The 12,291-nt window shown below is 35.7% G+C and carries 9 protein-coding genes; 3 read left to right on the forward strand and 6 right to left on the reverse strand.

Annotated features, from left to right (window positions below):
* Positions 1 to 9: 9 nt before the first annotated feature.
* Complete coding sequence (locus tag AB4Y30_RS16010) at positions 10 to 1,635, reverse strand: ABC transporter substrate-binding protein (RefSeq protein WP_368653178.1); 1,626 nt, start codon at positions 1,633 to 1,635, stop codon at positions 10 to 12.
* Between the two features lie 176 nt (positions 1,636 to 1,811).
* Here AB4Y30_RS16010 and AB4Y30_RS16015 point away from each other — a divergent pair, with 176 nt between their 5' ends.
* Positions 1,812 to 2,921 carry a mandelate racemase/muconate lactonizing enzyme family protein gene (locus AB4Y30_RS16015; protein WP_368653179.1) on the forward strand — a complete coding sequence of 370 codons (1,110 nt, stop codon included), beginning with the start codon at positions 1,812 to 1,814 and terminating at the stop codon, positions 2,919 to 2,921.
* Positions 2,922 to 3,099: 178 nt separating this feature from the next.
* Positions 3,100 to 4,095, forward strand: a complete 996-nt coding sequence (locus AB4Y30_RS16020; protein WP_368653180.1) for an Rpn family recombination-promoting nuclease/putative transposase — start codon at positions 3,100 to 3,102, stop codon at positions 4,093 to 4,095.
* Between the two features lie 53 nt (positions 4,096 to 4,148).
* Here the strand turns inward: AB4Y30_RS16020 and AB4Y30_RS16025 are convergent, their stop codons facing one another.
* From AB4Y30_RS16025 to AB4Y30_RS16035, 3 genes are all read right to left on the reverse strand, one after another.
* Positions 4,149 to 5,729, reverse strand: coding sequence for an ABC transporter substrate-binding protein (locus AB4Y30_RS16025; protein WP_368653181.1), 1,581 nt, complete (start codon positions 5,727 to 5,729; stop codon positions 4,149 to 4,151).
* A 165-nt stretch (positions 5,730 to 5,894) separates the two neighbouring features.
* Positions 5,895 to 7,502 (reverse strand): ABC transporter substrate-binding protein, encoded by a 1,608-nt coding sequence (locus tag AB4Y30_RS16030; RefSeq protein ID WP_368653182.1) that lies wholly within the window; start codon positions 7,500 to 7,502, stop codon positions 5,895 to 5,897.
* 222 nt (positions 7,503 to 7,724) lie between these two features.
* Positions 7,725 to 9,308, reverse strand: coding sequence for an ABC transporter substrate-binding protein (locus AB4Y30_RS16035; RefSeq protein WP_368653183.1), 1,584 nt, complete (start codon positions 9,306 to 9,308; stop codon positions 7,725 to 7,727).
* Between the two features lie 263 nt (positions 9,309 to 9,571).
* On the opposite strand from AB4Y30_RS16035, the gene AB4Y30_RS16040 reads away from it, so the two are divergent.
* The gene (locus tag AB4Y30_RS16040; protein WP_368653184.1) at positions 9,572 to 10,234 is read left to right on the forward strand and encodes a hypothetical protein; all 663 of its coding nucleotides are present in this window, start codon (positions 9,572 to 9,574) and stop codon (positions 10,232 to 10,234) included.
* Positions 10,235 to 10,296: 62 nt separating this feature from the next.
* Here the strand turns inward: AB4Y30_RS16040 and AB4Y30_RS16045 are convergent, their stop codons facing one another.
* Positions 10,297 to 11,562, reverse strand: coding sequence for a hypothetical protein (locus tag AB4Y30_RS16045; protein WP_368653185.1), 1,266 nt, complete (start codon positions 11,560 to 11,562; stop codon positions 10,297 to 10,299).
* A 345-nt stretch (positions 11,563 to 11,907) separates the two neighbouring features.
* On the reverse strand, positions 11,908 to 12,186 hold the full coding sequence (locus AB4Y30_RS16050) for a YciI family protein (RefSeq protein ID WP_368653186.1): 279 nt from the start codon (positions 12,184 to 12,186) through the stop codon (positions 11,908 to 11,910).
* Positions 12,187 to 12,291: the final 105 nt, after the last annotated feature.

Genomic DNA, 12,291 nt, shown 5'->3' on the forward strand with positions numbered 1-12,291 from the left:
TGATTAGAGTTATTCACTTATGCTAATGTTCCACAAAATTGGTCCTACAGTTGTATCGTATCCAGATACTTCTGTACGTACAGCTGCAATGTCCATTTTATTACCAACTTTGATTATTGGTAAATAGTTCCAAAATTCTTCTTGTAGATCAATCATAATTGCTTTCGCTTCTTCTTGATTCTCGCTTGCTTGAATTGCATCAATATAGCCATCGATTTCCGCACTATTTGACCAACCTGCCCACTCTGCACGTGAATCTAAGAATGGATACTGAATTGGAGTTGGACGAATTCCCCAACCAGTAATTGTCATATCGTATGCTGATGGGTCACTTTGTTTATCAATAACTGTAGCCCATTCGTAAACTTCTAATTCTAAGTTTACTCCAATTTGTTTAAGCTGTTCTTGCATAACTATTGCAAACATATAATAGTCTTCATATTCACGGGAAGTCATCAAGCGAATCGTTTCCCCATTATACCCCGCTTCTTCTAGTAGTTTTTTTGCTTTTTCTAAATCCTTTTGATTATATTGATCTTTCCCCGCATCTGTATACCATGCTGTTTGTTCTTCTAGCATTAATTCATGATTCATCGTGAAAAACTCTTCACTCCCATAAGCGGCTAACATTATTTCTTCCAAGTCTAAAGCTGCTGCAATCGCTTGGCGCATCTTTTGATCTTGAAATACTCCAACTTTCTTATTAAAAATAATTCCTGGAATGGAGTTAATATCTGCTTTATTCTCCACGTTCGGATCAGCATCTAATTGGGCTGCACTATCTTGTGGAATAAAATTAGCCATATGATATTCTCCAGACTGTACTCCTGCAACACGTGTGGATGCATCTGTCACAATATGGAAGTAAATATCGTCTACATATGCTTCTTTTTTACCTGATAGACCATCTGCCGGCTTATCTACTGCTTGGTAGTCAGCAAATTTTGTTAAATGAATATACTGATCTTGCTTCCATTCCTCTAGCTTATATGGTCCTGTTCCAATATATTCTGTTACTCCGCCTTCTTCAGCCGCTTCGACAATTTCCTTAGGCATAATTGCTGCAATTTGTGTTAAGTCTGCAAATACAAACATATCAATTAAACCTGTTTTATCTAAGTGAGCAACAACTGTGTAATCATCCTCCGCTTGAAAAGTAACACCACTTAAGAAAGATTTTGCTTGTGCAGATTCATTCGCCCATTTTTCCATAGAAGCAACAACATCTTCTGCCTTCATTTCATCTCCATTATGGAATTTTACACCTTGTCTTAATTTAAAAGTAACTGTTTTTTCCTCTTGGTTTGCTTCAAAAGACTCCGCTAGCATTGGTTGTACTTGAAATTCACTATCAAATGTAACAAGCTGTTCATATATATTTCGCGCTATATCACGCGTCGCCGTCGCCGTTGTTACAACTGGATCAAGTCCTGGTGGTTGTGCATTGAATGCAAAATTTAAAGTTCCACCTGTTTGCGGTTCTTGTTCTGCTTCTTCTGTTTTCTCTTCCTTTTCATTATCTTTTTCAACTTCTTGCTTTTCTTTTGGCTCTTCTTTTTTGTCTTCTGAACACGCTGCAAGTACTAGTAAAGCGCTTGCAAAAATGAGCAAAAGAAATAATAATTTTTTCTTCACAAAATTCCCCCTCTTTCATTTTTTATAGTATCTAAGATTTTTTTTAAAGTCAATTTAATTTTAATATAATTAATTCTCTTTCTTTCCAATATACACACATCTTTTCTAGTGTTTATAAAATAGCCGTGCTAGAATAACGATATATACCATTAGATTAGCATTTAGGAGGATTTTCAATGAAAATTACTGAGATTGAAGTTTTTGCCATTCGCTTACCACTAATCGATCCATTTATCATTAGTTATGGCTCCTATGACGATATGCCATCCGTCATTGTAAAGATCACTACAGACAATGGATATGTCGGCTATGGAGAAGGTGTTGCTGATGAACATGTAACTGCCGAGAGCTGGGAAAGTGTATTTCAAGTAATCAAAAACACACTTGCTCCAAAACTAATCGGAGAAAATCCAATGAATATGGAGCGTATTCATGATGTAATGAACAAGCAGATTTTCATGGCACCGACAGCGAAAGCAGCAATTGATATTGCATGCTTTGATGTTGTTGGAAAAGCATTAGGAGTTCCAGCTTATGTCTTATTAGGTGGTCGTTATCATGAGAAATTTCCAATTACACATGTGCTAAGCATTGGGGATCCTGAGAAAATGGCTAACGAAGCAGAAGAACGTGTCAAACAAGGCTATAAATCTTTTAAAATGAAGGTTGGTACAAACGTATTTGAAGATGTAGCAAGAATTAAAGCAGTTAAAGAACGTGTTGGTGAAGATATCGCTATTCGTATTGATGTTAACCAGGGCTGGCAAAATAGCGCAAATACTCTACTAGCGCTCGAGCAATTATCTGGTCTCGCAATTGATTGGTTAGAACAGCCTGTTGTAGCAACAGATATTGATGCAATGGTAGAAATTAAATCAAAATCATCCATCCCTGTAATGATTGACGAAGGATTACGTGGATTCCCAGAAATGCGTGAAATTATTGCAAAACATGCTGCTCATAAAGTAAATATTAAATTAATGAAATGTGGCGGTATGTATCCAGCAGCAAAACTAGCTAATATGGCAGAAATGGCTGGCATCGACTGTCAGGTTGGTTCCATGGTTGAATCCTCTGTCGGTTCCGCAGCAGGCTTCCATGTCGCATTCTCGAAAAAATTTATTACTAGCGTAGAGCTAACAGGACCACTAAAATTCTCGAAGGATATTGGTGATCTAAAATACGAAATTCCATTTATCAAATTAAATGAAAAACCAGGCCTTGGGGTAGACGTTGATGAAGATGTTTTACAAGAACTAACCGTATACTCTGAAGTAGTTAAATAAAAATAACATCTTTAAGTGAACCCAGCCGTACTAAATTCAGTATGGTTGGATTCACTATCTTTTTGAGATTTGTTATGCTTTCTCAGCGCTATAATTAAATTTTACCTATTTGCGACTTTTGAATGAACATGCTATTTTTTGTACAGTCATCAAATATAAAAAGAAAGGACTTGATTGATTGCAAATACACAATCCACATGATAAATTCTTCAAAGCTACCTTTTCTAACGTAGAAGTAGTCAAAGATTTTATTACACACTTCCTTCCCTCTTCTATTCGCAATCTCATTGATTTGAACTACCTTCAGCCTCAAAAAGACAGCTTTATTCGCCCTGACCTCCAAGAATATTTTTCCGACTTCTTATATCAAACCCAAGTCCAGAATAAACCCATCTATATTTATCTTCTCTTTGAGCATAAAAGCTATGCGGATCATCATATTTCACTCCAATTATTACAATATATGTTAGAAATTTGGAGAAGCAAATGGAAAAAAGACCGTCTGTTACCATTTATTATGCCAATTGTCCTCTACCATGGCTCCAATCCATGGACAACTACCTCTTTCATCGATTTACTAGACGGATATAAAGATTTCCCATCAGAAATGCATAAATATATTCCTGATTATGAATACTTTCTATATGATGTTACCTACTTTCAAGATGAAGAAGTACAACTTAATGTATTCTTGCGGATTATGTTATTAATGTTTCGAGATATTCGTAAAAAAGATATACAAATTGTTTTAGAGACTATTTATAAATCTTTAGATTATCTACAACAATTAAACGATCAGCAAACAGCTACGCAATATTTAGAAATCTTGTTTCGCTATATCTTTCACGCCAATCAGGATCTAACGAAAGAGAATTATTATGATATAATTGAACATGTAAGTAGTACTTATCAAGAAGGAGGCGATCGAGCGATGAGTTTAGCAGAAATTTTTCGTAATGAAGGGAAACTCGAAGGTAGATTGGAAGGAATTGCTGAAGGGGAAACAAAGGCATTAGCTAACACAGCCATTCGATTAATTACCAAATTCGTAGCTCCACTTTCTGAAGAAATGAAACATAAGATGCATCAACAGGAAATTAGCACTTTAGAAGAAATTATTGATCATATAGATGAATTTCAATCCATTGAGGAAGTAAAACAACATTTAAAGTAGAAAAATTCAAACCAGCAAACAGATGCTTTAACACACCTGTTTGCTGGTTTCCTTTATTCTTCAATTCCAACATTCCAAAGCAGTGGCCCTATAAAATTACGAAAGCCTGTCACGTTTTCTTTCATTCCTGCTACATTGTGGAATAATCCTACGTTAATAATTGGCAGGTAATCCCAAAACTCCTCTTGTAGGTCTGAAGCAAGCGCGCTTGCTTCTTCCATTGTAGGAGCCTTGCTAATATCATCTAGGTACTGATCGATTTTCTCACTATTTGTCCAACCAGCCCATCCTGCTTTCGAATCTAGGAAGCTATATCCTTGGGGAATAAACTGTGTATTCCAACCCGTAAAGAAAATATCCCATAATTCTGGATCATCACGACGATCTAACATTGTTGCTAAATCGTAAAGTTCTAATGATACATTCAAACCGAGATTTTCCAACTGTTCAAGGGTTGCAACAGCTGCACTGTAAAAGTGTGGGTACTCACGAGTTGCTAAAATCACAATTTCTTCTCCATCATAGCCTGACTCTTCTATTAATTGTTGTGCTAAATCTTCATTTTGCATATTATATTTATCTTTAGCTGCATCTGTATACCATGCCTTAATTTCTGGCGTAAATACCCCATGCTCTAATTCAAAAAATTGCTCATCTCCAAAAGACGCATAAAGTATTGATTCTACATCAAGCGCTGCATTTATTGCTTGGCGCATCTTTTGATCTGCAAAAGTTCCTTCTTGTTTATTAAATACAAGCATTTCCATTCCATATGGCCATATTTCTGTTTTTAACCCGTCTGTATCTTGAATTTGCCCTACATTATCATAAGGTAATCCAAGAATAATATCATATTCTCCACTGATCAAACCACTTACTCGAGTTGATTCATCTGGGACGAAATGCCAGTATATTTCATCAGCTAACGCTTCTTTTCTACCACCTAAACCTGTTGGTTCTTCTGATCTTGGTTGATAGTCTTTGAACTTCACAAATTTAATATATTGATCCGTTCTCCATTCATCTAATTTAAGAGGCCCTGTCCCTATGTAATCTTCTATTGCTCCTGCTCCAGCTTCTTCTGCAATTTCTTTCGGAACAATAATAGGCAATTGATTTTGCTCAGCTATTGTATATAAGGAAATAGCTGATGGTGCCTGTAAATGTACTGCTACTGTATCTTCATCAACCTTTTCCCACTCTGCTCCAGGAATATCGGATTGTGCTTGTGCTGAAATACTCATCCATCTTTCCATTGAAGCGATAACATCATCTGCTGTCATCTCTTCTCCATTATGGAATTTAATTGCTTTACGAAGCGGAAAGGTAATCGTCTTTCCATCTTCACTCATTTCAAATGACTCTGCCAGCATTGGAATCACTTCATAATTATCATCCAAAGTAACCAATGTTTCATACATCGCTCGCGCTACATCATGTGTTGCTGTTGCTGTTGTAAGCGCCGGATCAAGTATACCAGGCTGCTGACCAACTGAAATATTTAAAACTTCTCCCCATTCTTGTCCCTGTGTACTATCATTTTCTGTACCACCAGCTTCATTACTACAACCGATTAATGTAATCGTTATCATTATAAATAATGATAGTAATAAAGCTTTTGTTTTATCTCTCACAAATTATCCTCCTATTTTCTCTTTTTCTATTGTCGTTCCCTATCCCCCTTCTATGTACTCATATTCCAATTAACGTATATTCCCTATTTACGAAACTTCCAAACCTTTTTTTGAGAAAAATAAATACAGCAGCTAGAAATAGCCTAGCCGCTGTATTTGCTTAGTTTATTCTTCTACGGATACATTCCATAATACTGGACCAATAAAGTTTTGGAATCCTTGTACTTTTTCTGAATATCCATCTGTATTTTTAAATAGACCTAAGATAATCAGTGGTAAATAATCCCAAAATTCTTCTTGCAGTTGCTCTGCAATTGCTGTTGCTTCTTCTTGGGAAGTCGCATTACTAATATCTTCTAAATACTGATCTAATTCAGGGCTATTTGTCCATCCTGGATATTCTGCTTTAGAATCAAGGAAGTTATAACCATGTGGAATCACTTGTGTATCCCAACCTGTGAAGAAAATATCCCATAGCTCAGGATCAGAGCGTCGATCAAGTAAGGTTGCCCAGTCAAAAACATCAAGTTTTGCATTTACTCCTACTTTTTCCAGTTGCTGTTGAACAGCAACCGCCGCATTATAGTAATGTGGATATTCACGAGAAGTTAGTATGACAATTTCTTCTCCATCATAACCAGCTTCTTCTAAAAGGCTTTGTGTGAGCTCTGGATCTTGTTGATTATACATTTCTTTCCCAGCATCTGAATACCAATTCACTATCTCTGGCGTAAATAATCCATGTTCTAATTCATAAAATTGCTCATCTCCAAAGGAAGCTCTTAATACCCCTTCAAAGTCAAGCGCTGCGTTAACGGCTTGACGCATATTCTTATCTGCAAATACACCTTGTTGCTTATTGAAAATAAGGAGCTCCTTACCATATGTCCAAATTTCTGGCTGAATTCCTTCGTTTTCTTCAATTTGTTTTACATTATCATGTGCTACACCAATGGAAATATCGTATTCTCCACTAATTAATCCACTGATACGTGTAGACTCATCTGGAACGAAATTCCAATAAATCTCATCTACTAATGCTTTCTTCTCACCTGCTAGACCACTTGCAGGTTCTGTTCTTGATTGATAATCATCAAATTTCTTATAGTGAATATATTGATCTGTTTTCCATTCTACAAATTCAAATGGACCTGTTCCAATATACTCTTCCGCTCCTGCTTCCGTAGCAGATTCAGCAATTTCCTTTGGCATTATAGCAGCTACTTGGTTTTGCTCAGCAACTGTATATAATGCGATAGAAGAAGGTTTCTCTAACTGTAACTCTACAGTTTCTTCATCAATTTTCTCCCATTTTGCACCAGGAATACTTGCACTTGCCTGCTGTGACATTTCTAACCAACGATTCATTGATGCGAGAACATCATCTGCTGTCATTTCATTTCCATTATGGAATTTCACACCTTTTCTTAGCTTAAAAATAATGCTTTTCCCATCTTCGCTTTCCTCAAAAGATTCTGCTAACATTGGCACCACTTCATAGTTTTCATTTACGGTTACCAATGTCTCAAAAATTGGTTTTGCTGCATATGCCGTTGCTGTTGCGGTTGTTACTAATGGGTCAATTGTATTTGGCTGTTGCCCAATCGATAAATTTAATGTTCCTCCACTTGTCTCCGCTTCAGTTTCTTCACCAGTTGACCCGTCATCCTGCTTTTCATTGCCATTCTCTGAGTCACTATCATTACTGCAACCAATCAAGCCTATTGTCACAATAAACAGTAACAGCAACAGTGAATACGCTTTCATTTTCATTCTCATACACCCCTTTTTTAAAATCAGCACAAATAGAGTCTACCATACCCTATCTCCTTATTCTATTTGAAATTGACTCAAGATTCAATGTATATTAATAATATTAATATTTTGACACCTTATATTTGGTTGTTTAGTGACATAGATAGCGCAAAAACAAAGACTACCGACAGTATTTGTCGATAGTCTTTGTAACTTTTTATCGTTGTATAAAGCTTAACTTTATTCTTCCACGCTTACATTCCAAATGGTAGGGCCAATAAAGTTTTCAAAGCCTGACACTTTATCTGAATACCCATCTGTATTTTTAAATAATCCTAAGTTAACTACTGGTAGATATTCCCAAAATTCCTCTTGTAATTTCCCTACAGCTACTTTTGCTTCTTCTTGTGTAGCTGCATCACCAATTTCTTCTAACAACTCGTCCATTTCTAGGCTATTTGTCCAGCCTGCCCACTCCGTTTTAGAATCGATAAATGCATAACCATGTGGAATCACTTGTGTATCCCAGCCTGTAAAGAAAATATCCCATAGTTCTGGATCAGAACGACGATCAAGTAATGTTGCCCAATCATAGATATCAAGCTTAACATTCAAACCTACTTGCTCTAATTGCTGCTGTACTGCAACGGCTGCATTATAGTAATGCGGATATTCACGGCTTGTTAAAATTGTAATTTCTTCTCCATCATACCCAGCTTCTTCTAGTAATTGTTGCGCTTGTTCTACATCTTTTTGATTATATTTATCTTTTCCAGTATCTACATACCAATCTTCCATATGCGGTTGGAAAATCCCGTGTTCTAACTCAAAGAAATGATCTGCTCCAAAAGAAGCTAATAAAACTGCTTCAAAATCAAGTGCTGCATTAATTGCTTGACGCATCTTTTGCTCTGTAAATACGCCCTCTTTCTTGTTGAAAACAAGTAATTCCATTCCATATGTCCAAATTTCTGGTTCAATACCATCTGTTGCTTCAATTTGTTGTACATTATCAGGAGATACTCCAATAGAAACATCGTATTCTCCACTGATTAATCCACTAATTCGCGTAGATTCATCTGGGACGAAATTCCAATATACATCGTCTACTAATGCTATTTTCTCACCTGCTAAACCACTTGCTGGCTCTGTTCTTGGTTGGTAATCTTCAAATTTTGTATAATGTATATATTGATCTGTTTTCCATTCCACAAACTGGAAAGGACCAGTTCCAATATACTCATCTACTCCATTTTCTCCAGCTGCTTCAACAATTTCTTTTGGCATTACTGCTGCTTGTTGATTTTGCTCTGCTACAGTAAACAATGCAATTAAAGAAGGCTCCTCTAATTGTAATTCAATTGTTTCTTCATCTACTTTCTCCCATTTTGCATCTGCTAAACTTGCTTTTGCCTGTGACGACATTTCCATCCAACGGTTCATAGAGGCTAATACATCGTCAGCTGTCATTTCTTCTCCATTATGGAATTTAATTCCACTTCTTAATTTGAATGTAATTGTTTTTCCATCTTCACTTACTTCATATGTTTCAGCTAACATTGGTGCTATTTCAAAGTTTTCATTTAATGTTAATAATGATTCAAATATTGGTTTTGCTGCATATGCAGTTGCTGTTGCTGTTGTTACTAATGGATCAATTGTATTCGGTTGCTGACCTAATGCCATTTGAAGTGTACTTTTCGCTTCTGTTTCTTCACCTTTTGTAGCTCCATCATTATTTTTAGATTCTCCACTATTGCCACAAGCTACTAAAGCCACTGCTAGAATTAATAATAGCAGTAAGGAATATATTTTCCCTTTCATTTCTGTTTCCCCCTAAGATGTTTTTATTTATCATTTAACGATTTATAAATATACATTTATTTTCATAATTATTTATATTACATGCATTTTTTACAAAGTCAATAGGATATATTTTAAAAAGAATACTCAGAAAAATAGAACTTGTACGAAAAGCTGTTTTTCCCCTTAAAACATCTAAGGAAAGACATAATGTAACTTCTTGATTTAATTCTGGACAAGAATTATAGTTGAGTTAATCTTAGAAATGAATAGGATGTGAAACAATGCTGTACCATACACGTTATTTAACCTTAACAGATATAGATATTATCTTAGAATTGCAATCTAAAGTGGTTCAAGCACTAGATTCAACGGCTACATTACAACCTTTATCCGCGGAAGAATTTACTACTATCCTCTCTGAAGATAAATTGATGATTGGAATGTTTGATGAAGAACGTCTTATCTCTTTTCGTGCATTGCTTATTCCTAAACTGGATGATCCATACGGTCATTTAGGATTAGATGTTGGCATTCCAGAAAATGAGTTATCCAAAGTGATTTACTCTGAAGTATCTGTAGTTGATCCTGATTACCGTGGCAAGCGATTACAAACGCAAATGGGATTATATTTATTTGAAAGAATAGATACAGAAAAGTTCTATCATGTTTGTGCAACCGTAGCACCACATAACATCCCTAGCTTACTAGATAAATTAATGTTAGGAATGGAAATTAGAGCCTTGAAGGAAAAATATAGTGGAAAATTACGTTATATTTTATACAAGGATTTACGTAAGAAAGATGAATCTATTTCAACTGAGGATGTTACCTTAGTAGATTTAGAGGATATTGATGCTCAGCAAAAGATGTTAAATGAAGGATTTGCTGGAGCTTTATTCATTAAAGACGCGGGTAAATTATCTATCGGATATCGAAAACTTTAATATACAGAAAGTTAGGTAATAAAGGAAAGAACTTAGGTATAAACTAATTTCTTTCCTTTTATTTAATATTTTCCTAACTCAACATCATAATCCCTTTGTTCCAAGAAAGCTTCAATATATGGGAAGACTTCAAAATATGCATGTTTTTTCGCATGACGGACATAATGCTTCAATACATTTTCTTCATATTCATATTGGTCCATTAAATACCCTTCATCATTTGGTTCCAATAAAGTCACAAGCAGCTTACTGATTTCTTCGAATTGTTCCTTTGATATTTCCCTCTCATACAAAATGACATCCATTTCACTTTTTTCAGCACATGCAATGGCAACAGCTTGACGTTTTATTTTTTCATTCCAGGACTGCTTCAAAAACCAGGATTTTCTTTCTTCTGTTAAAGGAATTAATTCATGCATTAGGGTTACTTTTCCCCAGCCTTTTAGTTTCTCTGCCAATTCCCATAATAACTCTTGTCTATGATACAATGGGAATATTGCATAACGAGTAAATTCCTCGTGTAAAGCGATTTTCTTTAAAAATTGTTCATCTTCTGTTTTATTGGTAGTGCCGATAAGTAATAATGCAAATTTTACTACCTCACGATGTGCTGCATGATTTAAGAACCAGTTTGCTTCCTCGTGTAAGGCATTCATATCTATTTCCGATTCCTTTAACTGATTAACAAGCTCTCCCCCAAACTCCATTACATGTTCATCTAGTACTTTTTCATAAGTAGATTTACGAGTTTCGTTCGTTGGATTTTCAACTTGTTTTTGAAGAAGTTTAACTAAATTACCGACATACATTGGAGTATGTGCTTCATAACCTAATAAATCACGATACCCTGGCTCTACATCTTCCACATCTTCTAATAGAAGATATTCTTTATCTGGTAGGTTTTCATCTACTATTCGTCCATGTTCTTCCACTTGGTGGATAATCCAAGGAACAATTGCTGTTTTTTGTTCCCATGGTGCAATGATTTCGATCTTCATTTTCTCTTTTAAAACAACTTCTCTTCCTACCTTAATTTGAATATGTAGCTGAGTTAATCCGCTAAATTTCACTTCTACTTTCTTTGTCTCCCCAGTTTGTAGTGTTAACATTGCTGTTAATTTACTCACTGGAATAATATGTGACCAAAGAGACTTTCTTGTATTTTTAGCAACTTCTACTTCATCAATAAATAGACTCTCTTCTTTAAGTGTATTTTTCACCTGAATCAGATGTCCCTGATAGCTAACTTCCCATGTTTTAGTAACACTTAGATCGATATCCTTTGTTGCATTTTCCATCTCTTTTTTAAATGTTTCTTTGAAACCCATCTCTTTCTCCCTCTGTTTCATTTTTACTGTGAAACGATTAATAAAGTAAGAGTTCAAAAAGGTCAGTAAAAAGGACCGTCATCGGTTAAGTTCGCAACGTCACGCGAGCAACATCTGCCCTACTACATCCTGTACGTCTTAGCTCGTCGTGTGCGTCGAAAGTTCAAGGCAACGTAGCTTAGAGTAGCAGACTTGTGCGTGTTGTGATGACTTCGACGTTCGACACAGGACACGAGCGGAACTTAGTCGAAGTTCCTCCTTTTCGATGTGTCATTTTTTTGGCCTTTTTGAACATCCTCTAGAAGAAAAGCGGACAAAATCATCACTCGATGACTTTGCCCACTATTATTCTACAAATTTAACGTCTGTGACCATTTCCCATTCATGGAGCGTATAATTTCTTGCTCCTAATGCAATGTAAGGATCTTCTTGCACCCATCCCTCTACTTGCTCTAAACTATCACCCACATAAATAATAAGACCACCGGCACCATCGAGAAAACGTCCATTCATTAATACTTTCTTTTGCTTTCGCATTTCTTCTAAAAACTCCAAATGTGCTGGGCGATGAATTTTATTTTTCTCTTCATCCTTCATTGTAAGAAAAGCCGCAAAATACTTCATCTCTTTTCCTCCTTGTAATAAAGTGATTGGATAGGCTGTTTGCTTCTTTTGGTTGAGCTCTACTAACATAAAACAGCCTATTACGCATAATAAATTATTTAATTA

This window comes from Ornithinibacillus sp. 4-3, from assembly GCF_040958695.1.
GTDB lineage: Bacteria > Bacillota > Bacilli > Bacillales > Amphibacillaceae > CALAMD01.